At 76.7% G+C, this 24686-nt stretch carries 19 protein-coding genes; 10 read left to right on the forward strand and 9 right to left on the reverse strand.

Annotated features, from left to right (window positions below; all coding sequences use genetic code 11):
- Positions 1 to 28: 28 nt before the first annotated feature.
- The 9 genes from IPO09_17085 to recA all read left to right on the forward strand — a co-directional run bounded on the left by IPO09_17085 (position 29) and on the right by recA (position 13551).
- Entirely contained in the window at positions 29 to 1384 is a 1356-nt protein-coding gene (locus IPO09_17085; protein MBK9519023.1) for an AgmX/PglI C-terminal domain-containing protein, read from the forward strand.
- 1 nt (position 1385) lies between these two features.
- Positions 1386 to 2354 carry a hypothetical protein gene (locus tag IPO09_17090; protein ID MBK9519024.1) on the forward strand — a complete coding sequence of 323 codons (969 nt, stop codon included), beginning with the start codon at positions 1386 to 1388 and terminating at the stop codon, positions 2352 to 2354.
- A 168-nt stretch (positions 2355 to 2522) separates the two neighbouring features.
- Entirely contained in the window at positions 2523 to 7172 is a 4650-nt protein-coding gene (locus IPO09_17095) for a VCBS repeat-containing protein (GenBank protein MBK9519025.1), read from the forward strand.
- A 140-nt stretch (positions 7173 to 7312) separates the two neighbouring features.
- Positions 7313 to 7834, forward strand: coding sequence for a hypothetical protein (locus IPO09_17100; GenBank protein ID MBK9519026.1), 522 nt, complete (start codon positions 7313 to 7315; stop codon positions 7832 to 7834).
- Positions 7835 to 7989: 155 nt separating this feature from the next.
- A complete protein-coding gene (locus tag IPO09_17105; GenBank protein MBK9519027.1) occupies positions 7990 to 9180 on the forward strand; it encodes an outer membrane beta-barrel protein in 1191 nt (396 codons plus the stop codon).
- A gap of 80 nt (positions 9181 to 9260) precedes the next feature.
- A complete protein-coding gene (locus IPO09_17110; GenBank protein ID MBK9519028.1) occupies positions 9261 to 9869 on the forward strand; it encodes a polysaccharide biosynthesis/export family protein in 609 nt (202 codons plus the stop codon).
- Entirely contained in the window at positions 9866 to 10597 is a 732-nt protein-coding gene (locus IPO09_17115) for a uracil-DNA glycosylase (protein MBK9519029.1), read from the forward strand. Before IPO09_17110 ends, IPO09_17115 begins: the two co-directional genes overlap by 4 nt.
- A gap of 282 nt (positions 10598 to 10879) precedes the next feature.
- The gene (locus IPO09_17120) at positions 10880 to 12391 is read left to right on the forward strand and encodes a YifB family Mg chelatase-like AAA ATPase (protein ID MBK9519030.1); all 1512 of its coding nucleotides are present in this window, start codon (positions 10880 to 10882) and stop codon (positions 12389 to 12391) included.
- Positions 12392 to 12507: 116 nt separating this feature from the next.
- Entirely contained in the window at positions 12508 to 13551 is a 1044-nt protein-coding gene (gene recA / locus IPO09_17125; GenBank protein MBK9519031.1) for a recombinase RecA, read from the forward strand.
- Positions 13552 to 13610: 59 nt separating this feature from the next.
- Here the strand turns inward: recA and IPO09_17130 are convergent, their stop codons facing one another.
- The gene (locus IPO09_17130) at positions 13611 to 16796 is read right to left on the reverse strand and encodes a hypothetical protein (GenBank protein MBK9519032.1); all 3186 of its coding nucleotides are present in this window, start codon (positions 16794 to 16796) and stop codon (positions 13611 to 13613) included.
- 71 nt (positions 16797 to 16867) lie between these two features.
- Positions 16868 to 17350 carry a hypothetical protein gene (locus IPO09_17135; protein MBK9519033.1) on the reverse strand — a complete coding sequence of 161 codons (483 nt, stop codon included), beginning with the start codon at positions 17348 to 17350 and terminating at the stop codon, positions 16868 to 16870.
- A gap of 571 nt (positions 17351 to 17921) precedes the next feature.
- Between IPO09_17135 and IPO09_17140 the strand changes: the two genes are divergently transcribed.
- Positions 17922 to 18383 carry a hypothetical protein gene (locus IPO09_17140; GenBank protein ID MBK9519034.1) on the forward strand — a complete coding sequence of 154 codons (462 nt, stop codon included), beginning with the start codon at positions 17922 to 17924 and terminating at the stop codon, positions 18381 to 18383.
- On the opposite strand, the gene IPO09_17145 is transcribed toward IPO09_17140, so the two are convergent.
- The 7 genes from IPO09_17145 to IPO09_17175 form a co-directional block, all read right to left on the reverse strand.
- Positions 18376 to 19602, reverse strand: coding sequence for a competence/damage-inducible protein A (locus tag IPO09_17145; protein ID MBK9519035.1), 1227 nt, complete (start codon positions 19600 to 19602; stop codon positions 18376 to 18378). The two genes, IPO09_17140 and IPO09_17145, sit on opposite strands and share 8 nt — an antisense overlap.
- Positions 19599 to 20141: a phosphatidylglycerophosphatase A gene (locus IPO09_17150; protein ID MBK9519036.1), complete on the reverse strand. Its 543-nt coding sequence runs from the start codon at positions 20139 to 20141 to the stop codon at positions 19599 to 19601. Before IPO09_17150 ends, IPO09_17145 begins: the two co-directional genes overlap by 4 nt.
- Before the next feature lie 3 nt (positions 20142 to 20144).
- The gene (pssA, locus tag IPO09_17155) at positions 20145 to 21005 is read right to left on the reverse strand and encodes a CDP-diacylglycerol--serine O-phosphatidyltransferase (protein ID MBK9519037.1); all 861 of its coding nucleotides are present in this window, start codon (positions 21003 to 21005) and stop codon (positions 20145 to 20147) included.
- Between the two features lie 122 nt (positions 21006 to 21127).
- Positions 21128 to 22171, reverse strand: a complete 1044-nt coding sequence (locus tag IPO09_17160; protein MBK9519038.1) for a hypothetical protein — start codon at positions 22169 to 22171, stop codon at positions 21128 to 21130.
- Positions 22172 to 22187: 16 nt separating this feature from the next.
- Positions 22188 to 23354 (reverse strand): M23 family metallopeptidase, encoded by a 1167-nt coding sequence (locus IPO09_17165; protein MBK9519039.1) that lies wholly within the window; start codon positions 23352 to 23354, stop codon positions 22188 to 22190.
- A 26-nt stretch (positions 23355 to 23380) separates the two neighbouring features.
- Complete coding sequence (locus IPO09_17170; protein ID MBK9519040.1) at positions 23381 to 24412, reverse strand: aminotransferase class I/II-fold pyridoxal phosphate-dependent enzyme; 1032 nt, start codon at positions 24410 to 24412, stop codon at positions 23381 to 23383.
- Entirely contained in the window at positions 24409 to 24639 is a 231-nt protein-coding gene (locus IPO09_17175; protein MBK9519041.1) for a hypothetical protein, read from the reverse strand. Before IPO09_17175 ends, IPO09_17170 begins: the two co-directional genes overlap by 4 nt.
- Positions 24640 to 24686: the final 47 nt, after the last annotated feature.

Consider the following 24686-nt stretch of genomic DNA (forward strand, 5'->3'; position numbering starts at 1 on the left):
GGATGCAGCGAAGGAGCAGGTGAGAGCGATGGCGGCTCAGCAGCACAAGGTGCTCAGGATCGGCGTGATCCAGGGCGGCAAGATCGTCGAGGAGCGCATCATCCCTGCGCGCCAGTCGATCACGCTCGGCACCTCGGCGAAGAACACCATCGTGGTCCCGCAGTCGAACCTGCCGGCCTCGGTGACGGTCTTCGCCTGGCAGGGCGACCGGTACCACCTGTGGTTCGAGCAGGGCATGGACGGCCGCATCCAGGGGCCGCAGGGCGCCGCCGACTTCGGGGCGCTGGTGTCCCAGGGGCTGGCCAAGAAGGAGGGGCGCGGCCACTCGGTGCCGGTCGGCGAGGACCAGCGCGGCAACGTGGTCATCGGCGAGGTGAAGCTGCTCTGGCAGTTCGTCACGCCGCCGCCCGAGGCGCCCAGGCCGGTGCTGCCCCGGGAGGCCAAGGGCAACCACTTCAAGAGCATGGATCGGCTCTTCGTCACGCTGCTGGCCCTCTCCTTCCTGGTGCACGGCGGCGCCTACGTGGCCCTGGCCAACACCGAGCTGCCGCCCGAGGTGACCCTGGAGGAGATCCCGGACCGCTACGCCAAGCTGCTCATCCCGGACCGCCTCCCGGCCCCGCCGGTGGAGGCCAAGGAGGAGGCCAAGGCGGGCTCCGAGGAGAAGAAGCCGGACGAGGGCGAGGCCAAGAAGGGCGAGCCCAAGAAGGGCGACAAGACCGCCGAGACGGCCGAGCAGGCGGCGGCCCGCAAGGCGGCCCGCGCCGCGGCGGTGGCCAAGGCCGTCTCCTCCAAGGGCATGCTCAAGGTGCTGGGCGCCCTCGGCCCTGGCACCGGCAGCGGCGCGGTGGCCGACGTCTTCGGCGCCGGCGGCGGCATGACCGACGTGGCCACGGCCCTCTCCGGCGCGGGCGGCGTGGCCGTGGCCACCGACCCGGCCGCCGGCGGCGGGCGGAAGGGCGGCGGCCAGGGCGGCGCGGCCTCCATCGGCGACCTGGCCACCAGCGGCGGCGGCGCGGTGGGCTACGGCGCCAAGAGCGAGGTGCGGGTCTCCGGCTCGGTGGCCGCCGAGGAGGCCGAGGTGGACTCGGCCGACATCGACCAGGCCAAGCTGGCGGCCTTCGTGCGGGCGCGCATGGGGCTCATCAAGGCCTGCTACGAGAACGCCCTGAAGCGGAACCCCTCCCTCAAGGGCAAGATCAGCATCCGCTTCACCATCCTGGAGACCGGCGGCCTGGCCGACATCCAGGCCGCGCTCAACAGCCTCGGCTCGCCCGAGGTGGCCTCGTGCATCATGAACACCATGCGCACCTGGCGCACCCAGTTCCGGCCCTCCGGCCCGGTGACGGTGGAGTACCCCTTCGTCTTCGCCCCGGTGAACTGACGTGAAGGCCGTCCGGCTCGGCGAGCTCCAGGAGCTGATCCAGGGACCGGTCTTCTCGGCCTGGTGGACCGACTACGCCAGGGCGGTGTCCGCGTGGGAGGGGCTGTCGGCGCGCCGGCAGGAGCTCCTGTCGCAGGCCGAGCTGATGGAGCTCCGGTCCGAGCTGGCCCAGCGCACCGCCATGGACGCCTTCTCCGACGGCGGCAGCGCCGAGGAGGCGGCCGCGCGGCTGGGCACCGAGGCGCAGGTGCTGGAGAACCGCGCCCTGGCGCTGGTGGGCCACTTCGAGGAGCAGCGCAACCGGACCAGCGAGGCCTGGTACCGGCTGGGCGGGGTGGAGCGGGCGCTGGAGGAGACCAGCGACGCCGCCGCCCGCAAGCCGCTGGAGCGCCAGCTCCCGGCCCTGCAGCAGGAGTACGGCGTCGAGGTGCAGCGGCGCGACCGGGTCTGGGCCGAGGTGGAGGAGACCTGGGCCCGCAGCCTGGAGCGCTCGCTCCTCTCCAGCGAGCACGCCGCCAGGGCGCGCCGCATCCGCAAGGACGCCGAGCGGCTCTTCAAGGAGGCCGAGGAGCGCCGCCAGCGGGCCCAGCAGCTGCGCGCCGACGCCGACGCCGCGGCCCGGGACGAGGCGGGGGCCGGGCAGCGCTGCGCCCAGCTGCTCGACCGGGCCTCCCGCGAGCTGGGCTGCGTGCACGGTGACCGCTTCCTCTACTGGCGCCGGCTCGACGACAAGCGGGCGGCCTTCGCCGTGCCGCTGGCCTCCGACGCCGAGGGCCACAACCTCCCGCTGGCGCCGCTGGCCATCCACGCGGTCGGGCCGCTGCGCGGGGTGGCCTACCTGGAGCCGGCGCACGAGGGCCCCGAGACCTCGGCGGAGGAGGGGGAGCGCCGCTTCCAGGAGTTCCTGCTGGGCCCGCGCGGCGACGGCGGGCGCCCACCCGGCCACGGCGACGGTCCAGGGCAGGCATGAGCCCGGGCCGGCGCGCTCCCCGCCGGCGCCGCCGCGCGCCATCCGCCGCGCCCGCCCTCGGGCCGCCGCGCCGCCACTCCCCACGGCCAGGCGCCAGCGCGCCGGCCCAGCCGCGCCCCCCGAGCCGACGCCGCACCGCGCCGGCCACGAGGCGCTAGGGTCCCCACCATGACCGAGCTCCTCCTGGCCCTCGCCCTCGGCGCGGGCGCGCTCTCCAACTTCCCGGCCGACGCCGGCGGCGCCATCACCCACCCGGCCGTGGGCGTCCTGCTGGACGGCGCGCCGGTGGTGGTGGTGGTGGCCGGGGAGCAGCTGACCGCCTTCCGCTTCGACGGCACGCCGCCGGCCGGCCTGCCGCTCTCCCTGGGCGGCGGCGAGGTGGCGGTGGGGGCCCCGGCGGCGGCCGACATGGACGGGGATCGCCGGCCGGAGGTGGCCGTGGTGACCGCCTCGGGCAAGGTGGTGCTCTGGAGCGCGGGGGGCCGGACCGCCGGCTGGCCGGTGGCGCTGGGCGCCCGGGCCAAGGCCGGCGCGGCCTTCGCCGACGTCGACGGCGACGGCAAGCCGGAGCTGGTGGTGGGCGACGACCGCGGCCGGCTGCACGCGCTGGAGCGCAGCGGCGCCGAGGCCCACGGCTTCCCGGTGCAGCTGGGCCGGGCCGCCGTGACGGCCAGCCCGGCCAGCGCCGTCTTCGCCGGCGGCCTGTCGCTGGCGGTCGGCTGCGAGGACGGCAAGGTCCACGTGGTGAACGGGGCGGGCCGGCCCCGCCCCGGGTTCCCCCTCTCCACCGCCTTCGCGGTGACCGGCGCGCCGGCCTTCGCGGACCTGGACGACGACGGCGCGCTGGACCTGGTGGTGGCCAGCCAGGACTTCAAGCTCCACGCCGTGAGCGCCGCCGGCGCGCCGCTGCCCGGCTTCCCGGTGGCGGCCGGCTACCGGCTCTACGAGGGGCCGGCCCTGGCCGACCTCGACGGCGACCACCACCTGGACGTGGTCTTCGCCTCGGCCGATGGGCAGCTCCACGCGGTGGATCGGCTCGGCAAGCCGCTGGCGGGCTTCCCGGTCAAGGCCGGGGGGCGCACCTTCGGCGGCCCGGCGGTGGGCGACCTCGATCGCGACGGGCGCCTCGACGTGGTGGTGGCCTGCTCCGACGGCAGCGTGGCGGCGGTGAACGCCGCCGGCCGGGCGCTGCCCGGCTTCCCCGGCTCGCTGGGCGAGCCCGAGGTGACCGCCTCGCCGCTGCTGCTCGACCTGGCCGGCGACGGCTCGCTCTCCGTCTTCGTGGGCACGCCCTCCGGGCAGCTGCACGCGCTGCGCGCGGCGCGGGTGGCCTCCCCGGTGGCCGGGCCGGCCGCGGCGCCCTGGCCGGGCCCGGGCCGCGACGCCGCGCGGGCCGGCCGCTTCGGCCCCAACCCGCCCACCTACAAGGACCTGTCGGTCGCGCCGCCGGCGCCGCGCCGCTCCGACGCCCTGGTCGCCAGCTGGCGCGGCGTCTGGCTCGACGCCGCCCCCGGCGCCGGCGCGCCCGCCCCCAGGCTGAGCTGGCTGCGCGACGGCCAGGTGGTGGCGGCGCTGGACGGCAAGCGCGAGGTCCCGGCCGGCACCCTGCGGCGCGGCGAGCGCTGGCGCTTCGAGGCGTCGTCGCCGCCCGGCGCCGGCGAGGGGCTGACCGCCGCCAGCCCGGAGGTGGTGGTGCAGGACACCGCGCCCACCACGCCCGAGCTCCGGATGGAGCCGGCCGTGCCGGTCCGCGGCACGCCGGTGCGGGCGGTGCTGGTGAAGGCCTCCACCGACCTCGACGGCGACGCCCTGCGCTACGCCTACGACTGGCTGCTCGACGGGCTGGAGACCGGGGTGACCGGCGAGACCTTCCCCGGCGACCGGCTGCGCAGCGGCCTGCTCCTGACCGCCCGGGTGGTGGCCAGCGACGGCACCCTGGCGGCGCCCGCCGCCAGCGCCGACGGCCGGGTCGCCAACACCGCGCCGGGCGCGCCGGAGGTGGCCCTCGAGCCGGCCCAGCCGCGCGTCACCGACGCCGTCACGGTGCAGCTGGTGCGGCCGGCGGTGGACCCCGACGGCGACCAGCTGGCCTACCGGCAGCGCTGGCTGGTGGACGGCAAGCCGCTGGCGCTGCCGGCCTCGGCCACCGAGGCGCCGGCCGGCCTGGTGCGCAAGCACCGGCGCCTGCAGGTGGAGGTGCGGGCCTTCGACGGCGCCGCCGAGGGGCCGGCCGCGCTGGCCGAGGTCCTGGTGCTGGACACCGCGCCGGCGGCGCCGCGCGTCGAGATCCGCCCGGCCCGGCCGCGCCGGGGCGAGCCGCTGCGGGCCACGCTGGTGGCGCCCGCCGAGGACGCCGACGGCGACGCCCTGACCCACGCCTTCACCTGGACCAAGAACGGCGCGCCGCTGGTGGTGCCGGGCGACGGCCGCGAGGTGGCCGGCGCCGAGGTGGCCCGCGGCGACCGGTTCGAGGTCTCGGTCCGCGCCTCCGACGGCGAGCAGACCGGCCCGGCCGGCAGCGCGCTGGTCACGGTGGTGAACACGCCGCCCGAGCCGCCGCGGGTGGCCATCGAGCCGCGCCACCCGCGCGGCGGCGAGCCCCTCCGGCTGGTGGTGGTGCAGCCGGCGCGCGACGCCGACGGCGACGCCGTCAAGCTCAGCCTGGGGTGGACCCGCGAGGGCAAGACCACCGGGACCTCGGCGGAGGTCCTGGCGCCGGCCGGCTTCCGCAAGCACGAGCGGGTCCGCCTCATCGTCACGCCCGGCGACGGGCAGGAGGCCGGGGTGCCCGCCACCGACGAGGTGGTGGTGGAGAACGCGCCGCCCGGCGCGCCGGTGGTGGCCTTCGAGCAGGCCCGGCCGGTGGTGACCGCGCCGCTGACGGTGCTGGTGAAGACCCCGGCCGCCGACCCCGACGGCGACGCGGTGCGCTACCGCTACCGCTGGCGGCGCAACGGCGCCCTGGTCCAGCTCCTCGGCAAGGACGCCGCCCAGGACCCGGAGTGGACCGAGGCCAACCAGGCGCCCGCCGCCCTGCTGACCAAGGGCGATCGCTGGGAGGTGGAGGTGCAGGCCTTCGACGGCGAGGTCCACGGCCCGGCCGGCAGCGCCGCGGTGACGGTGGCCAACAGCCCGCCGGCGGCGCCGCGCCCGTCCTTCAGGCCCGGGCACGCCCGGCGGGTGGACGGCCTGACGGTGGAGCTGGCCCAGGCGCCGGACGCCGACGGCGACCACCTGGACCACCGCTACACCTGGACCCGCGACGGGCAGCGGGTCGAGGCGCCGCCCGGGCAGGCGCTGGTGGCGCGCGGCACGCCGCGCCGCGGCGAGCGCTGGGCGGTCGAGGTGGTGGCCTTCGACGGCGAGGCGGAGAGCCCGCCGGGCCGCGTCGAGCTGGTCGTCGCCGACACCGCCCCCGGCCCGGTGTCGATCGCCCTGTGCGACGGCCCGGTCCAGTCGGGGCTGGTGCCCGAGGTGCGGGTGGTGGCGGCGGCCAGCGACGCCGACGGCGACGGCCTGAGCTACCGCCACGCCTGGACGCTGAACGGCAAGCCGGTGGCCGGCGCCACCTCGGCGCGCTTCCCGCGCGCCCTCGGCAAGCACGACGTGGCCGAGGTCCAGGTGACGCCCTGGGACGGGGAGCTGGCCGGTCCGACCGCCACGGCCACCTGCCGGGCCCGCAACACGCCCCCCACCGCGCCGGTGGCGGTCTTCGAGCCGGCCGCGCCCACCGCGCTCACCGGCCTCTCGGTGCGCCTCACCAGGGCGGCCACCGATCACGACGGCGACCAGGTGGCCTACCGCTACCGCTGGTCGCGCGACGGGCTGCCCTTCCAGCTGGACGGGCCCTCGGCGCCGCCGCGCACGCTGCGCCACCGCGAGGCGTGGCGGGTGGAGGTGGTGCCCACCGACGGCGAGGCCGAGGGGGCGCCGGTGGTCCTCACCGCCGAGGTGGCCAACACCCCGCCGCCGGTGCCGGCCGCGGTGGTGAAGCCGCTGGTGCCCACCGTGGGCCAGCTGCTCACCTGCGAGACCACCGTGCCGGAGCGCGACGCCGACCACGAGGCCGTCACGGTGCGGTACCGCTGGCTGGTGGACGACCAGCCCCAGCCGCTGGCCGAGGGCTCGCCGGTGCTGCCGGCCCAGGTGGTGCGGCGCGGCCAGCGCTGGCGCTGTGAGGCCTGGAGCAGCGACGGCCTGGCGGAGAGCGCGCGGGCGGTGGCGGAGGTGAAGGTGCAGAACAGCCCGCCGGGCTCGCCGCTCCTGGCCATCGAGCCCGACCCGGCCCGCACCGCCGACGACCTGGCCTGCCGGGTGGCGGTGCCGGCGGTGGACCCGGACGGCGACGAGGTCGGCTACACCATCAGCTGGTGGCGCAACGAGCGGCCGCTCCTGCCCGGCGCCGACTCGAGCCGCCTGCCGGCGTCCGCCACCAGCCGGGGCGACCGGTTCCGCTGCGCCGCCACCCCGAGCGACGGGACGCTGCCGGGCCCGGCGGCCAGCGTGGAGCGGACCATCGCCAACTCACCCCCGGGCCCGGCCCGGGTGCGGGTCACCCCAGCCACCCCGCAGGCGGGCCAGCCCCTGCGCTGCGAGGTGGTCGGCAAGGCGGAGGACCCGGACAGCGACGCGGTGCGTTATCGCCACCGGTGGCAGCGGAACGGGACCGCGCAGCCCTTCTCCGAGACGACCGACGAGGTGGCCGGGCGCATGGTCAGGGCAGGCGACCGGTGGCGCTGCCTGGTTGTCCCCAGCGACGGGGACATGGACGGCCCGGACTCCGGGAGCGAGGAGGTCGAGATCCGCAACATCCCGTGAACACGCCCCAGAACGGTGTGCACAGGGTTGACCGGTCGAGGTGTTTCCTCTACGCTGACCAGGTTTTTCGCGGGCATCCAGCCCGGTGGGGTGTACCCTTGAACCGAGTCCTCTTCGCAGCCGCGCTCTGCGGTCTGTTCGTGTCTCCGGCGTTCGCGCAGAACCAGCCGGCCGTCCCGGCGCCCCGGGCCTCCGGCCTGTCGGACGCCGACAAGCTCGAGAAGTCGGCCGAGTCGCTCAACCGGATGAAGTCGGCGCTCAAGCAGGTGCTGACCCGAGTGGAGGAGGCCCGCAACGAGAAGGACGTGGTGAAGCTCAACTGCGTCAACGAGAAGCTCACCCAGATCAAGGGGCTCCTCAAGGTGGCCGAGCAGTCGGACATCGCCCTGCACGAGGCGCTGACCAGCAAGGACCCGGCGGCCGAGTCCGAGTTCGCCAAGATCGGCATCGCCCGCTCCAAGGTGGACGGGCTCCGCGGCGACGCCGAGCAGTGCATCGGCCAGCTCGCCTACATCGTCGACGAGAAGACCACCGTCGAGGTGCAGCAGCCCACCGGGCTGCCCGACCTCGAGGGCGCGCGCGCCGGCACCGGCGGTGTCCAGCCGCCGCCGCCGCCTGCGCCGCCGGTGGTCCGGCCGCGGCCGGCCAGCCAGTTCCAGTAAGGGTTCCGGAGAGGGGTCGCCTCGTCGAGGCGGCAGGCCGGTGAGACACGCGGGCTTCCCCAGGCCCGCGCGAGCGGACGAGACGTTCCTTAAGCGAAGAAGAGGTCGAGAGAGACATGCCGAGCCAGGTCACGAAGCTTGCGGTCGCTGTGCTGATGCTGGGGTCCTCCGCCCCGGCCCTGGCCGGGGCCGGCAACGGCATCCGCTTCGGCGGGAGCGAGGGGCGGCTGCACCCGTTCCTGGAGCTTGAGGTGCGCTACGACTCCAACGCCTACGCCACCGAGGCGGGCGCCACGGTCGCCGACGTGATCCTGCACGTCCGGCCTGGCCTGCAGCTCTCCATCCCGGGCGAGACCACGGCGGTGGACTTCAAGGGCGCGCTCGACTGGGCGCAGTACCTCGGCATGGACGACCCCGGGTCCAAGGACCTCTCCAACCTCTTCGCCGACGCCCAGCTCGGCATCGGCATCAACCGGAACGGCACCCTCGGGCTCGAGCTGGAGGACACCTTCCGGCGCAGCAACCGGCCCCAGGCGCTCTCCTTCGCCACCGGCACCATCTCCAACTACAACCTCCTGGCGCTGAAGGCGCCCTGGAAGCCGGGCGGCGGCGCGCTCACGCTGAACGTCAACGGCGGCTGGGCCATGGAGACCTACGAGGCCCCGCTGTCCGGCTTCGTCTGCGCCGACCCGAACGACGACCCGGCCACCTGCACGCCGGTGCCCGCCTCCGACGTCTCCAAGCTCGGCTACAACGAGCTGCGGGCCGGCGCCGGCGCGGCCTGGAAGTTCCTGCCGCGCACCTCGGCGCTCTTCGACTTCGGCTACTTCAAGCGCATGCCCAACGACACCGCGGTGGTGACCCTCGATCCGGGCGGCTACCGCGTCACGGCCGGGGTCACCGGGCTGGTCACGCCGCACCTCGGCGCCACCGTCAAGGCCGGCTACGGCAGCACCACCGGCGTGACCCCCACCCTGGGCACCTTCCTGGCCACCGTCGAGGGCGAGTGGATCCCCAGCGAGACCGCCTCGGTGAAGCTGGGCTACGGGCACGACCTGGGCGTCGACCCGGGCTTCCAGTACACCTCGAACCGGGTCTCGCTGGCCGCCCGCCAGCTGATGGCCGGCCGCTACACCCTGGCCTTCAGCGCCTCCTACGACAACCTGGCCTTCCAGGGCGGCGGCAGCACCGACATCCTGCGGGCCTCGCCCTCCCTGGGCATCGACGTGACGCGCTGGCTGAAGCTGGAGCTGGCGTACGCCTTCACCGACCGCGCCTCGAGCGGCGCGGCCGCCTCCGACTACAGCAAGCACGAGGCCTGGCTGAAGGCCACCTGCACCTACTAGCCCGGCGCCGCCGCGGGTCGGGTGGACCGGGGTCCGGCCCCGCCCCGCGCCCCGCCGCGCGGCCGCACCCGCCCCACCTCATGTCCTCCCTCCGCCGCACCGCCCTGCTGGCCGCCCTGCTCGTCGTGGCGGGCTGCGCGCCGCGCTCCCGGCCCACGCCGCCGCCGCCGCCGTCCAACGCCGCGGCGGTGGACCTGGCGGCCACCTCGCTGGGCGCCGGCGACCTCTTCGAGGTGCGGGTCTTCCAGGAGCCCGAGCTCTCCGGCGTCTACCAGGTGGGCCCGCAGGGCGACATCATCTTCCCGCTCTGCAAGCGGGTGGTGGTGGGCGGCCTGACGGCCAACGGCGCGGCCGAGAAGCTGCGCGCCTGCCTCTCCGAGGGGTTCATGCGGAACCCCCAGGTCTCGGTGCTGGTCAAGGAGTACAACTCCAAGAAGGTCTTCGTCTTCGGCGAGGTGCAGAAGCCCGGCACCTTCGCCTTCGAGGACGGGATGTCGATCATCCAGGCCCTCACCCTGGCCGGCGGCTTCACCCGCAACGCCGCGCAGAACTCCACCTCCGTGACCAGGCTGGTCAACGGCCAGGAGGTGAAGTCCAAGGTGAACGTGCAGGACATCGCCCTGGGCAAGGCGCCCAACGTGACGCTGGAGCCCGGCGACATCGTCTACGTGCCGGAGTCGATGTTCTGAGCCGCGGGGCGGCCCCGCTCCCGCGCCTGGCGGCGGCCATCACCAGCTGCCGCGCCTGCCCGAGGCTGGTGGCCTGGCGCGAGGAGGTGGCCCGCCTGAAGCGGCGCGCCTACGCCGCCGAGCCCTACTGGGGCCGGCCGGTGCCCGGCTTCGGCGATCCCGCCGCGCCGCTGCTGGTGCTGGGGCTGGCGCCCGGCGCCCACGGCGCCAACCGGACCGGCCGGGTCTTCACCGGCGACGCCTCCGGCGACTTCCTCTTCGCCGCCCTGCACCGCGCCGGCCTGGCCTCCCGCCCCGCCTCCAGGGCGCGAGACGACGGCTTCGCCCTCTCCGGCGCCTGGCTCTCCAACGCGGTCCGCTGCGTGCCCCCGGACAACCGGCCGGCGCCGGGTGAGCTGGCGCGCTGCGCCCCCTTCCTGGCGCGCGAGCTCTCGGCGGTGCGGCCGCGGGTGGTGCTGGCGCTGGGGGCGGTGGCCTGGGCGGCGGCCCAGGGCTGGCTGGAGGGCGCCGGCCACGCCCTGCCGCGGCCCCGGCCGCGCTTCGCCCACGGCGCGGAGCTCCAGCTCCCCGGGGCGCCGGCGCTGCTGGCGAGCTACCACGTGTCGCAGCAGAACACCCGCACCGGCCGGCTCACGGCGGCCATGTTCGACGCGGTGCTGGCGCGCGCGGCGGCGCTCGGCGGCGCGGCAGGCGGCGACGTGGCGGCGGGCCTGCCCGGCGGACGCTGAGCCCGGGGCGGCGGGCCACCCCTGCAGCGCCGCCGCCTGGCACACCCGCCCAGCCGCCCGTCCGGCCATCCATCTCCCGGTCTGCCCGTCCGGCCGGCAGGCCGCCTGCCCGTCCGGTCGACCAGGCTCGCCGCCGTCCGCGGCCCGGTCCCAGGGTCCGCGCCCCGGCCGCGGGCGCGCCGCGGGTGGTCGGTGGGCCGCGCGGAGGGCCCGTGATCACGGCGCGATCAGGGCGGCGCGCCGGCCAGCGGTCCTGGCCCGGCCGCTGCAACCTGGCCGTCCATGCTGGCACGCGTCCACTCCGCTGCGGTCCTCGGCGTCGAGGCCGTCCCCGTGGTGGTCGAGGTGGAGTCCGCCAACGGGATGCCCTACTTCCACCTGGTGGGGCTGGCCAACGGCGCGGTGGCCGAGGCCAAGGTGCGGGTGCAGGCGGCGGTGCGCAACTGCGGCGTGGCGCTCCCCTCCAAGCGCGTGGTGGTCAACCTGGCGCCGGCCGACCTGCGCAAGGACGGCCCCGGGCTCGACCTGCCCATCGCCGTGGCGCTGCTGGCGGCCAGCCAGGAGCTGGCGCCGGCCCGGCTGGAGGGGCTGCGCTTCCTGGGCGAGCTGTCGCTGACCGGCGAGGTGCGGCCGGTGCGCGGCGTGCTGCCGGTGGCCATGGAGGCGCGCCGCAGCGGGGCGCACGGGCTGGTGGTGCCGGAGGCCAACGCGCTGGAGGCGGCGGTGGTCGCCGGCCTGCAGGTCCACGGGGTGCGCCACCTGGCCCAGCTGGTGGCCTGGGGCAACGGCACGGCCGCGCTGCCGCGCCTGCCGCTGGCGCTGGTGCCCGACCCGGCGCCGCCCCCGCCGGATCTGTGCGACGTGGCCGGGCAGGCCCACGCCAAGCGGGCGCTGGAGGTGGCGGCCGCCGGCGGCCACAACCTGCTGCTCTTCGGTCCGCCCGGCAGCGGCAAGACCATGCTGGCGCGCCGCCTGCCCGGCCTCCTGCCGCCGCTCGACTTCCAGGAGGCCCTGGAGGCCACCGTGGTCCACAGCGTGGCCGGGTTGACGCGCCACCGCGGCCTGCTGGTGGACCGCCCCTTCCGGGCGCCGCACCACAGCATCTCCGACGCCGGCCTGGTGGGTGGCACCTCCCAGCCCAGGCCGGGCGAGGTCTCGCTGGCCCACCACGGCGTGCTCTTCCTCGACGAGCTGCCCGAGTTCCGCCGCCACGTGCTGGAGGCGCTGCGCCAGCCGGCCGAGGACGGCGAGGTGACGCTGGCGCGGGCCGGCCGCACCGTCACCTACCCGGCCCAGTTCACCCTGGTGGCGGCCATGAACCCGTGCCCCTGCGGCCACTTCGGCGACACCCAGCGCCGCTGCCGCTGCACCACCCCGGAGCTGGTGCGCTACCGGCGGCGCATCAGCGGCCCGCTGCTCGACCGCATCGACCTGCAGGTGGACGTGCCGGCGGTGCCCCCGGCCGCGCTGGGGGGCGCCGGGGAGGGCGTGGCCAGCGCGGAGGTGCGGGCCCGGGTGGCGCTGGTGCGGAGCCGCTCCGCCGAGCGGGCCCCGGCGGCCCGGGTCAACGCCCGGCTGCGCGGGGCCGCCCTGCGCGCCTGCTGCGCCCTCGAGCCCGACGGGCGGGCCGTGCTGGTGCAGGCCATGGAGCGGCTGGGGCTGTCGGCGCGGGCCCACGACAAGGTGCTGCGGGTGGCCCGCACCATCGCCGACCTGGCCGGCGCCGAGCAGGTGCGCCGCGAGCACGTGGCCGAGGCCATCCAGTACCGGGCCCTGGACCGGCCCCTGAGCTGAGGGGCGGGCCCGCGCCGCCCGGCCGGGAGAGGCGGGCGGCGCCGGCGGAGACGAGCGACCACGGCCGCCCCGGGCGGCCATCACCCCCGCCGCGTGCGGGAGAAGGAGCGAGCGGCATGAGCAAGCTGGCGGAGCGGATGAAGGCCCTGGCGCAGGCGCTGGGCAGCATCGAGAAGCAGTTCGGCAAGGGGTCGATCATGCGCCTCTCGGAGGACCAGCAGCCCGAGCCGGTGGCGGTGGTGCCCACCGGCTCGCTGGGGCTCGACCTGGCGCTGGGGGTGGGCGGGCTGCCGCGCGGCCGGGTGGTGGAGATCTTCGGCCCGGAGTCCTCCGGCAAGACCACCCTGGCCCTGCACGCCATCGCCGAGGTGCAGAAGCAGGGCGGGGTGGCGGCCTTCGTCGACGCCGAGCACGCCCTCGACGTGGGCTACGCCCGCAAGCTGGGGGTGAGCCTGGCCGACCTGCTGGTGTCGCAGCCCGACACCGGCGAGCAGGCCCTGGAGATCACCGAGCAGCTGGTCCGCTCCGGGGCGGTGGACCTGGTGGTGGTCGACTCGGTGGCGGCGCTGGTGCCCAAGGCCGAGATCGAGGGCGAGATGGGCGACGCCCACATGGGCGTGCAGGCCCGCCTCATGAGCCAGGCCCTGCGCAAGCTGACCGCGGTGGTGTCGCGCAACCAGTCGCTGGTGATCTTCATCAACCAGATCCGGATGAAGATCGGGGTGGTCTTCGGCAACCCGGAGACCACCACCGGCGGCCACGCCCTCAAGTTCTACGCCTCGGTGCGGCTCGACATCCGGCGCATCGGGGCGGTCAAGGAGGGGGAGGTGGCGGTGGGCAACCGCACCCGGGTCAAGGTGGTGAAGAACAAGGTGGCGCCGCCCTTCCGCGAGGCCGAGTTCGACATCCGCTACGGCGTGGGGGTGGACCGCTTCGCCGAGGCCATCGACCTGGCGGTGGAGCGCGGGCTCCTCGAGAAGGCCGGGGCGTACTACTCGCTCGACGGGGAGCGCATCGGCCAGGGGCGGGAGCGGACCGCCGAGTGGCTGCGGGCCAACCCGGCCGCCTTCGAGCGGCTGGCGCGCCGCCTGCTGGAGGCCGCGGCCGCCGGGGCGCCCGCCCAGGGCGCCGGGCGCGAGGCGGAGGTGAGCGCGGCCTGAGCGGCTGCGGCGGTGGGGCGGTGGGGCGGTGGGACCGCGGGGCGGGGCGGCGGCGCCGCCTAGAAGAAGGCGTAGCGCAGGGTGAAGTTGGTGACCCACCGGTCGCCGGACCGCAGGGCCGGGGTGCGCAGGCCGCCGACGTCGAAGGGGTGACCCCAGTGGAGGCGCAGCAGGATGGGGCCGAGCACCAGGTTCACCCCCAGCACGCCGGTCAGGGTGCGCGAGTCCCAGGCGCCGGGCTCGAGGCAGGCCTGCGGGGCGCGGGTGGTGGCGTAGCGGCAGGGCTCGCCGGGCAGGGAAGCGGCCGGCCGCGAGGTGGCCCGGTCGAAGACGCCGCCGAAGTCGAGGGCCGCCACCCCCTCGAGCTGGTCCAGGATGGGCAGCCGGACCAGCCAGTCGAGCGGCAGCTGCAGCTCCAGGTTGGTGACCAGGTAGTTGCGCCCCACCAGGAAGTCGGTGTCGAAGGGCAGGTAGCCGCGCAGGTTGTCGGCCGAGGAGACCCACCAGGTGCGCTGCCAGCGGCGGCCGGCCTCGTCGAGGGCGAAGGTGGTGGCGCCGGCCAGCCGCAGCATGAGGTTGGCCCGGCCGGAGAGCTGGAGCCAGCCGGCCAGCTCGGTGCGCAGCGAGCCGTGCACCGCCCGCTTGCCGGGCAGCCAGCCGCCGCCCAGCTCGAGCAGGGCCGCCTGGCCGGACAGCGGGCCGGTGAACGGGTCGTGGCGGACCGTGTCGTGGCCCAGGCGCAGCGCCGGGGCGATGGTGGGCTGCAGGCCGCCGTTGGCGGCGCGCCAGGCGGCGGTGCCGGCCGGGTCGCCGAGCAGGCCGGCGCAGGGGACCACGTCCTGGAAGCCGAAGTCGGTGGGGCAGTACCGCTCGGTGAAGCCCAGGGTGAGCTCGGCCTCGAGGCGGCGGAAGCGGTCGAAGGGGAAGGAGAGCAGCCCCACCAGCCCGAGCTCCCGCTGGATGAACTCGAGGTCGGCCACCTGCCGGTCCACCTGCGCGTTGACCAGGTGGGAGGCGCCCACCATCCAGGCGACGCGCCGGGCGCGGTTGACGTACAGGAGACGCCCCTGGGTCACCTCCCAGTCGCCCAGCACCGCCAGGTCCAGCACCAGCCCCTGGTCGCGCAGGTCGTCGGCGAAGACCAGGGCGGCCCGCCCGGCCACGCCGCCCGCCGCGCCGGCGCCGTAGACGATGCCGTTCTCCAGCCGCCAGTTGCCCGGGGCCAGGCGGCGGTAGGCCACCGGGGTGGCGGGCAGGTCCACCGCCGGGATGGGCAGCACCTCCCCGGCGGGCGGGGCCACCGGCGTGGCCGGCCCGGCCAGCAGGGCCAGGCGCGGCACCTCCAGCAGCCGGAAGACCCCCCCGTGGAAGGTGACGGCCAGCAGCCCGCGCCCGGGCGGCGCCGCGGCCGGCCAGGTGAGGGCGGTGGTGAAGTCGGTGAGCGGGCGCACCGCCCCGTCGGCCAGCTCCGCCAGGTCCACCTTGCCGTGCCCGGTGGTGCTGAAGACCAGCCGGCCGCCCGGCAGCGGGCGGGGGTGCCGGTCCTCGGCCGGCCAGGTGGTGAGCCGGGTGCGGTCGCCGCTCACCGGGTCGAGCCGGAAGAGGTTGAACCGGCCGTGGTCGGTGGCGTCGGAGGAGAGGTAGAGGCCGTCCGGGCCCCAGGCCAGGTCGCGCTCGGCGAAGAAGTCGTCGGTGAGCCGGCGGGCCGCGCCGCCGCCCACCGGCACCACGTAGACGTCCTGCTGCCCGTCGGCCGCGGTGCCCACGAAGGCCAGCGCCGAGGCGTCGGGCGAGAAGCAGGGGTCGGCGATGCGCACGAAGCCGCCGCCGCCGGGGGCCAGCACCTCGAGGCGGCGGCGGTCGCCCAGCCGCAGGCGGGGGAGCTTGCCCTGCTGCTCCCGCCGCCAGCGCTGCACGGTGAGCACGTCGCCCGCGCCGGCCTGCGCCGACCAGGCCAGCACCCCCTCGGCGATGGCCGCCACCCCGTAGTCCAGCGGGTGGAGCGATTCGCTGCCCGGCGTGTCGTCGCTCACCACCGTGGCGGCCGCCGCCACGTTGCGCAGGTCGGCCAGGTAGAGGCGGGCCCGACCCTTCTCGCGGTCCAGGCCGCGCACCAGCAGCGCCTGGCCGTCCGGGCTGGCCACCAGCGCCTCCGGCTCGGCCGGCAGCCCGCGCACCTGGCGCACCTGCGCCAGGTCCTGGCGGACGGCCCCGTAGGCCGGGAAGTAGCGCCGCTTCAGCCAGGCCCGCCAGCGGGCGTCCACCTGCTCGATGGGCTCGCCGAGCACCCGCCGCGCCAGCGCGTCGAACCCCTTGCCGTCGGCGCCCAGCACCTGGCCGGGGAGCAGGTCGGCGTGCTCCATGAGCGCCTGGATCTTCTCGCGGCCGTAGGCCTCGGCCACGAAGGCCACGCGCGCCTGCCCCAGCTTGTAGGTGGGGAGGTAGCCGCGCAGCCGGTCCTCGGCGAAGGCCACCACCTGGTGGCGCCGCGCCGGGTCCGGGTTCCAGACCAGGTCGCGCAGGTACCCGTCGGTCTCGTCGTCGAGCCCGCCCCGGGTGTAGTACTCGGCGATGCCCTCGATGAACCAGAGCGGCAGGCGCTGGATGGCGGAGGTGGTGGGATCGCCGCCGGCGGCGTCGAGCAGCTTCTGGATGGTGAACTGGTGCACCATCTCGTGGGTGGCCACCTCCAGGAAGCGGGCGTGGTCGCCGAAGTAGGGCACCGACATCTTGAGGTCGCGGGGCGAGGTGACGCCCAGCACCGACTCCGAGACCTCGAAGACGTTGCTGGTCTGGAACTCGCGCTGGGTGCCGTAGAGGATGAAGGGGATGCGCCGGCTCGGGCTGTAGGCGAACTCGGCCACCAGGCGGGCGTAGGCGCTCCGGATGGCCGGCAGGGCCCGCCGCGCCTGCGCCGCGGCCGAGCGGTAGTGGTAGAGGCGCAGGCCGCCCCTGCCGCCGTCGGGCGCGGGCAGGTCGACGTACTGCCACTCGAAGTCGTACCAGGCCACCTGGTTCTGGCCGGGCCGCTGCGGCAGGACCAGGGTCTGCTGGAAGGGCGAGGCCTGGCCGTGGCCAGCGCCGGTCCCGGCGGGGCGGTCCCCTGCGCCAGGCCCCGCGCCGGGCCCGGCCTGGAGCAGGGCCGCCAGCTCCTGCGCGGCGTCGGGATGGCCGGCCACGGGGGCTGCCGCGGCCGGCGGGGCGGCGCTGGTGGCGAGGAGGAGGGCGAGGGCGAGCCGTCGCATGGTGGCCTCTGGCGCCTGGGCGGAGCGGCGGCGCGGGCTGGTGGAGGATAGCGCGGGCGCGCCGTCCGGGCTCACCCGTGGGCCACCGGCCAGGCCCGCCCGGCCAGGAGCAGGGTGAAGCGGCCGGACCCGGCCGGGTCCTCGTCGAGCGCGGCACCGAGCGCCAGCTGGCCGGCGCGGGTGAAGCGGGCGGGGCGCCCGTCCGGGAGGCGGCAGCGCAGCACGCCGTCGGGGCCGAGCCGCAGGGTGGACGGATCCAGCGCCGCCTCGGCGCCGCCGGCCAGGAGGAGCGCCACCTCCGCCGGCGGCTGGCCGGCGAGCCGCACGCCGCGCACCAGCCACGGGGTCTCGTCCACCGCCACGAAGGCGGTCTCGCGCCCCACCCGGACCTGCCAGCGGCCGTCCGGCGCCTGGGCCAAGGACCCCCAGAGCACCTCCAGGGTCCGGGCGTGGGTGATGGGCTCGCCCCGGTGGAGGAAGACCCCCTCGGCGTCCACCGAGAGGCCGCTCGACTCGCGGAGGAGGTCGAGGGGGGAGGGGGGGAGCGCGGGCACGGGGAGATGGTAGCGGGGGCCGGGGAGTGGGGAGGGGAAATCGAGGCGGGGGGCCAGGGTCGGGGTTGCGGTCGGGGTCGGGGTCGAGGTCGGGGTCGCGGTCGGGGTCGGGGTCGGGGTCGGGGTTGCGGTCGAGGTCGCGGTCGGGGTCGGGGTCGGGGTCGGGGTTGCGGTCGAGGTCGCGGTCGGGGTCGGGGTGGGGGTCGGGGTTGCGGTCGAGGTCGCGGTCGGGGTCGAGGTCGGGGTCGGGGTTGCGGTCGAGGTCGGGGTCGAGGCCGGGGCCGGGGCCGGGGCCGGGGCCGGGGCCGGGGCCGGGGCCGGGGCCGGGGCCGGGGCCGGGGTCGAGGTCGGGGCTGGGTTGGGTTGGGTTGGGTGGGTTGGGTTGGGTTGGGTTGGGTTTTGCGCGGGGTCGCGTTGGTCTGCTCCCCCTCTCCCCCACACCGTGGGGGAGAGGGCCGGGGTGAGGGGGCCGGGATGGGCGAGAGCCCCGGGGTGAGAGCCCCGGCGTGATGGGGCCGCCCGTGGCCGCCCCGGTTGCGGTCCGCCCCCTCCCGGCAGTACACCCGCCCGCGTGAACTCCCCACTCGTCGAGCCGGTGGTCCGCATCCGCTGCACCGTGGAGCAGGAGGCCCGCACGCGGTCTGCGCTGGGGGCGCGCGGGTTCGCGCCCGAGCGGTCGCTCACCTGGCTGGTGGTGCGCGACGCGGATCCGGACGCGGTCAACGAGGCGCTGGCGGCCGGCGGCGCGGCCACCCGGGTGGCGGTCCGCGAGCGGCTGGGGGCGCTGCTGGGCTGGGTGCTCGACCACGGCGGGCGCGTCGAGGGGCGCGAGGCGGCGCTCGAGCGGCTGGTCTCGAGGGTGGTCGAGGAGGGTGGCCTGACGGCCCGCTACGCGGCGCGCGACGCCGCGGCGCTGGGGGTGGCGGCGGCCGCCTGGCACGAGCGGCTCATGACCACCGGGGCGGCCCTGCTCCCCTGGCGCGACTTCGTGGCCGCCTGCTGCACCGAGCGCCCGGCGGCCTCGCTCAGCTGAGCGCCCGGCGCAGGAGGTCGAGCGCCTCGTAGGCCGCCAGGTGGCGCACCCGCCCGCGGTCGCCGCGGTAGAGCCGGGCCACTGCCTGCGTGCCCTGCGGGCCGGCCAGCGCCAGGTGCACGGTGCCCACCGGCTTCTCCGGCGTGCCGCCGGTGGGCCCGGCGATGCCGGTGATGCCCACGCCCCAGGTGGCCGCCGCGGCGCGCCGCACCCCCTCGGCCAGGGCGCGCGCCACGGGCTCCGAGACGGCGCCGTGGGCCAGGAGCAGCGCCTCGTCCACGCCCACCACCGCCGTCTTCATCCGGTCGGCGTAGGCCACCACGCCCAGGTCCAGCACCTGCGAGGCGCCCGGCACGCGGGTCAGGAGCTCGGCCACCATCCCGCCGGTGCAGCTCTCGGCCAGGGCCACCTTCTCGCCGCGGGCCGCCAGGCGCCCCACCACCAGCGCCGCCAGCTCCTCCTTGCCGGTGCCCCACACGGCGTCGCCGAAGAGGGCCCGCACCGCGGCCTCGATGGCGGCGGCGCGCGCCTCGGCGCCGGGGCCGGTGGCGCTCCACTTCAGGTGGACCTCGGGGAAGTGGGCCCGGTAGCCGAAGCGGACGCCGCGGTTGTCGGGGTCGTCCATCACCGGTCGCATCACCTGGTCGGCGTGGCTCTCGGGCACGCCGAAGAGCTTGAGGACCCGCGCCGACGGCGCCCCCTCGAGGCGGGCCGCCAGCCGCGGCAGCACCACCTCCTCGCACAGCCCCTTGAACTCCGCCGGCACGCCGGCCAGGCAGGTGAGGGTGGCGCGCCCCACCGTCACGCTGAAGCCCGGGGCCGTGCCGAAGCGGTTGGGGTGGACCTCGGCGCCGCGCGGGAAGCGGGCCTGCTTGGCGTTGTTGGGCGTCATGGCGCGGCCCAGCGAGGCGAAGCGGGCCTCGATGGCGCGCAGCGAGGGCTCGTGCTGCTCGAGCGGCACGCCGAGGACCCCGGCCACCACCTCGGCGGTCAGGTCGTCCTCGGTGGGCCCCATGCCGCCGGACATCACCACCGCGTCGGCGCGGCCGCAGCACTCGCGCACCGCGGCGGCCAGGTCCTGGCGGTCGTCGCCCACCAGCGTCTTGCGGCGCACCATCAGCCCCAGGTCCCAGAGCCGGTCCATCAGCCAGGTGGAGTTGGTGTCCACCACCTGGCCGGTCAGCAGCTCGTCGCCGGTGGAGAGCAGCTCGACCGTCAGCCCCATGTCGTCACCCAGGGCGCCCAGCGCGCCAGCAGCCAGAGCGCGCCGCCGGCCCACAGGCCGGCCGCCACGTCGTCCATCACCACGCCGAAGCCGCTCTTGACCCGGTCGAACGCCGAGGCCGGCCAGGGCTTGGTGACGTCGAAGAGCCGGAAGAGCAGGAAGCCGGCCAGGGCGGCCGGCCAGGAGAAGGGGACGAAGGCCATGGTGACCAGGTAGCCCACCACCTCGTCGATGACGATGCCGGAGGCGTCCACCACGCCCCAGTGGTGGCCGGCGCGCCCGGCGGCGTGCACCGCCAGGGCGAAGAAGGCCGGCAGGAAGGTCCAGGCGGGCAGCGGCGGCAGCAGGCTCACCAGCCAGGCCAGCGGCACGGCGCCCAGGGTCCCCACCGTGCCGGGCGCCACCGGGCTGAAGCCACACGGGCCCCAGGCGGCCAGCAGGGTCCAGGCGTCGGGTGGGCCGGCAGGGGCGGGGCCACGCTTGCCGGCGCGCCCGGCGTAGCGCCGGGAGAGCGAGGAGAGGGAGGGGAGCACGCCCTAGATGTACTCGTCCCGCTCGTCCTTGTCCGTGCCCTCGTCCTCCTCGTCGGAGGGCTCGAGGGCCTCGTCGGCCTCGAGCTCGGCGCGCACCGCCGGCGGCAGCTTGGCCAGGTTGGGGATGCGGCGGGCGTGGAAGAAGAGCGACTCGGCCAGGCCCATGGCGATGTAGGCGGCCATGTAGACCGCCAGCACGAAGGAGGCGCGGGTGACCCAGCCCACCACCAGGCCGGTCACCGCCAGGAAGCCGAAGACCAGCAGGCTCCGGGGCGAGACCCGGGCGTCCTTGAAGGTCCGGTACTTCACCGTGGAGACCATCAGGAAGGAGAGCAGGATGACCACCGCCGCCACCGGCAGCCGGTCGGCCGCGCTGGTGGCCTCGCCGAACTGCTTGTAGTGGGCGATGACGATGGCCACGATGGTGCCGGCGGCCAGCGGGATGGGCAGCCCCACGAAGAAGGCCGAGGAGCCCTTGTCGCCGCGCGCCGCCAGCACGTTGAAGCGCGCCAGGCGCAGCGCGCCGCAGGCGGCGAAGGCGAAGGAGACGAAGAGCCCGAAGAAGCCCAGCGGGGCCAGCGCCCACTTGTAGACCAGCAGGGCCGGGGCGGCGCCGAAGGACATCACGTCGGCCAGGCTGTCGAGCTGGACCCCGAAGTCGCTCTGGGTCTTGGTCATGCGCGCCACGCGCCCGTCGAAGGCGTCGAAGAACATGGCGAAGAAGATGGCCAGGGCGGCCTGGTAGAGCTGCACCGGGGACGCCTCGCCCGAGCACAGGACGAGGGCGTAGAACCCGAGGAAGATCGAGCCGACCGTGAACAGGTTGGGGAGGACGAACATCGCCTTCCGCAGGTTGATCTGCATGGCGAGACGGGCTCCTCGAGGCGAGGGCAGCGCGCCTCCCCCGAGGGTCGCGCCGACAAGGGGCCACGCTCTCACGGAGGCCGAGCCTTGTCGAGGGCCGGCATCCCGGGCGGGTCTCCCGATCAGGGGACCGCGGCGCAGGGCTGCCGCGCCTGCGGATCGTGGAGGAGGCGGACCCGGGCCCCGGAGGCGCAGTCGGCCCAGATGGCGGGCTGCACCCAGAAGCGGGCGCCGAAGGCCGACACCTGCGAGCCCTGCATCACCACCAGCCCCGGCCCGTGGCCGGTGGTGAGGGTGGCGGAGAGCTCGGCGCTGGAGTGGTCGGTGAAGATGAGGCCACCCACCTCGCCGCCGCCGGCGTCCACGCCGTCGAGCACCACCGAGGCCCGCGAGGCCTCCAGCGCCGCGCCGCCGCAGGCCACCAGCTCGCTGGACGAGAGCCGCAGCGTGCCGCGGCGCACCTGCAGGCAGGCGCCGCCCAGCCCGCGCCTGGCCCGCGGCCCGGCCACGGTGAGGTCGCGGCCGATCACCTCGCCGCCCGACACCGCCAGGCCGGTGGGGCCCGGGTCGCGCACGATCAGCTCGGCCAGCCGCGCCGCGCCGCCCGCCACGGTGATGGCTGCCTCGCGCGAGGGGCCGGTCACGGTGGCGCGCGCCACCACCAGCGTCCCGCCCAGCAGCGCCAGCCCGGCCGCGCCGCCCGTGGCGGTGAGGCCCGTCAGCGCCACCTCGCCGCGCGACTGGAGCAGGCCGTACTCCCCCTCGAGGAGGACGCCCAGGCCCTCGACCCGCCCGCTCTCCACGAACAGGCCGGCCGAGCCGCCGGACAGCGCCACGTCCTCGAGCCGGACCGCGCCGCCCAGCACCTTGAGCCCCGAGCGCCCGGGCCCGGCCACCAGGGTGAGGCCGGAGAGCGAGAGCGCGCCGACCGCCACCGCGCCGTCCTCGCCCGGCAGCGCCTCCACCACGGTGAGGCCGGCGCCCGCGCCACGCACCACCAGGCCGGCACCCGGGCGGCCGAGCCCGCCGCGGTGGACGCCCGGCCCCAGCCGGAGCACGTCGCCCGGCCCCAGCCGCTCCAGCGCCTCGCCCAGCGAGGCCCCGGCCGGCACCACCACCTCGGCGCCGAGCAGGAGCGAGAGGGCCAGGGCGAGCGGCGGGCTCACGGACACCCCGCCGGCCTCACCGCGGCCCCCCGCTCGCCGCCGGGGTCGCCAGCATCGAGCCTCCGCCCAGCCACTCCAGGGGGTCGCTGACCCGCCCGCCGCGCCAGACCTCGAAGTGCAGGTGCGGCCCGGTGGAGACGCCGGTCGAGCCCACCGCGCCGAGCGCCTGGCCGGCCGCCAGCTGATCGCCGGGCGAGCAGAGCACCGCCGAGAGGTGGCCGTAGCGCGTGGTCACGTCGCCCGGGTGGCGCACCTCCACCAGCAGGCCGTAGCCGGCGGCCCAGCCGGCGCGCACCACGTAGCCCTGGGTGGCCGCGCCCACCAGGCGGCCGCGCTCGGTGGCCAGGTCGATGCCGGCGTGCCAGTGCCGCTCGCCGGTGAACGGGTGGAGCCGCTGGCCGTAGACGCTGGAGAGGCCGGCCCCCTCCAGGGGCCAGCGCAGCCTGCCGGGCGGCCGCGCCACGAACATGGACTGGCCCAGGGCGCGCGCCGCCAGGATGCGGACCCCGAGCCGCGAGGCCCGCCGGCGCACCTGGAGGTCGAGGCCCTCCGGCGCCTGGCCGTAGCGGCGCTGGTCGAAGTCGAGCTCGGCCTCCACCGTGACCTGGGCGCGGACCAGCTCCAGCAGCGGCGTCTGCGGCAGCGGGCGGAGCAGGTAGGCGTCGAGCTCGGTGAGGAGGGCGCTCCAGGCGGCCTGCTCCTCGGGTGGGAAGCCGCGCCCCGGCCGCGCGGCCAGGCGGCGGCCGCGGGCCTCGGCGGCGAAGCGGAGCAGCAGCGGGTCGATGGCCGGCCCCTCCGGCGGCTCGGAGGGCACCGACTCCGGCGCGGGCACCGCCACCGGCGGGACCACCACGAAGCCTGTGTCGAGCGGCGAGGTGTCGCCGGGGGACGTGTCGGAGGACCTGGTGTGGGCCCCGCTGGCCCGGGGCAGCGCGTCCGGCCTGGCGTGCGGCGGCGGAGGGAGGGGCGCGCCGTCGAGCAGGCCGGCCTCGGCGAAGGTCATCCGCGGCGGCGGAGGCGCGGTGGCGCAGCCGGCGCCGACGGTGAGCAGGAGCGCCAGCGCAGGGCAGGCCGGCGAGGGGATCGAGGCGGCGCCGCGGGCGAGCGCGCCCCGGCGGCGTCGCGGCTCGGCGCTGGCGGTGGCGGTGGCGGTGGCGGTGGCGGTGGCGGGCGGACCGGACACGACCGCGATGGTCGCACGCCGCCTCGTCAGCCGGCCAGCGCGCGACCCAGTCGGCGCAACGATTCCGTCACCTCGGCGCGTCCGACATGTAGGTGTGTGATGAAGCGCACCAGGTCCGGCCGCGAGCCCTCCGGCAGGCAGAGCACGCCGGCGGCGGCGAAGCGGCGCGAGAGGTCGGCGGCGCTCTGCCCCTCGAAGATGGCGAACACCAGGTTGGTGTCCACCGGGTGGAGCAGCCGCGCGCCGGGCAGGTTGGCGATGCCCTCGCCGAGCGCGCGGGCGTTCTCGTGGTCCTCGGGCAGCCGGGCGCGGTGGTGCTCGAGCGCGTGCAGCCCGGCGGCCGCCAGCACGCCCGCCTGGCGCATGCCGCCGCCCAGCCGCTTGCGGAGCCGGCGCGCCTCCGCCACCAGGTCCTTCGGCCCCGAGATGACCGAGCCCACCGGGGCGCCCAGCCCCTTGGAGAGGCAGGTGGAGACCAGCGTGGCCGGCTCGGCGTATGCCGCCGGGGAGAGGCCCGAGGCGGCGCAGGCGTTCCAGAGCCGCGCGCCGTCCATGTAGAGGTGCAGCCCGTGGGCCCGGGCCAGCGCGCCCAGCGCCTGCAGCTGCGCCAGCGGGTAGACGGCGCCGCCGCCGCGGTTGTGGGTGTTCTCCACCTCGATGACGCGGGTGCGCGGGTAGTGATCCGCCACCGGCCGGATGGCCGCCTCCACGGCGGCCGGGTCGAGCAGGCCGCGCGGGGCGGTGAGGGCGCGGGGCTGCACCCCCCAGAGCGCCGCCAGCGCGCCGCCCTCGAAGGAGATGCAGTGGGCCGCCGAGTCGCAGATGACCTCGTCGCCAGGACGGGTGAGCGCGCCCAGCGAGAGCTGGTTGGCCATGGTGCCCGAGGGGACGAAGAGGGCCGCCTCCTTGCCGAGCAGCGCGGCGACGGTCTCCTGCAGCCGGTTGACCGTGGGGTCCTCGCCGAAGACGTCGTCGCCCACCTCGGCGCGGGCCATGGCGGCGCGCATGGCGTCGGTGGGCTGGGTGACGGTGTCGGAGCGGAGGTCGATGGGGGTCATGGAGGGGGCTCGGGGGGGGGGCGGGGTCGGATGGGGGCGCGGGCGGGGGCGCGGTCGAGGTCGAGGTCGGGGTCGGGGTCGGGATCGGGATCGGGATCGGGGTCGAGGTCGAGGTCGGGATCGAGGTCGAGGTCGAGGTCGGGGCCGGGGTCGGGGTCGGGGTCGCAGTCGCGGTCGCGGTCGCGGTCGCGGTCGCGGCGGCGCCGGATGGTACCATTCGGCGCCATGGCGGCGAGGCGTGCGCGGCGGGTGACCGAGGCGGAGCGGGAGCGGG

It is taken from the genome of Anaeromyxobacter sp. (assembly GCA_016718565.1).
Taxonomy (GTDB): domain Bacteria; phylum Myxococcota; class Myxococcia; order Myxococcales; family Anaeromyxobacteraceae; genus JADKCZ01.

Bases quoted from the DNA above. Each gene is read 5' to 3' on its own strand.
- IPO09_17085 (MBK9519023.1), top strand. From the start codon at position 29: ATGGCGGCTCAGCAGCACAAGGTGCTCAGGATCGGCGTGATCCAGGGC.
- IPO09_17095 (MBK9519025.1), top strand. From the start codon at position 2,523: ATGACCGAGCTCCTCCTGGCCCTCGCCCTCGGCGCGGGCGCGCTCTCC.
- IPO09_17105 (MBK9519027.1), top strand. From the start codon at position 7,990: ATGCTGGGGTCCTCCGCCCCGGCCCTGGCCGGGGCCGGCAACGGCATC.
- IPO09_17110 (MBK9519028.1), top strand. From the start codon at position 9,261: ATGTCCTCCCTCCGCCGCACCGCCCTGCTGGCCGCCCTGCTCGTCGTG.
- IPO09_17120 (MBK9519030.1), top strand. From the start codon at position 10,880: ATGCTGGCACGCGTCCACTCCGCTGCGGTCCTCGGCGTCGAGGCCGTC.
- recA (MBK9519031.1), top strand. From the start codon at position 12,508: ATGAGCAAGCTGGCGGAGCGGATGAAGGCCCTGGCGCAGGCGCTGGGC.
- IPO09_17130 (MBK9519032.1), bottom strand. From the start codon at position 16,796: ATGCGACGGCTCGCCCTCGCCCTCCTCCTCGCCACCAGCGCCGCCCCG.
- pssA (MBK9519037.1), bottom strand. From the start codon at position 21,005: ATGCAGATCAACCTGCGGAAGGCGATGTTCGTCCTCCCCAACCTGTTC.
- IPO09_17170 (MBK9519040.1), bottom strand. From the start codon at position 24,412: ATGACCCCCATCGACCTCCGCTCCGACACCGTCACCCAGCCCACCGAC.
- IPO09_17175 (MBK9519041.1), bottom strand. From the start codon at position 24,639: ATGGCGCCGAATGGTACCATCCGGCGCCGCCGCGACCGCGACCGCGAC.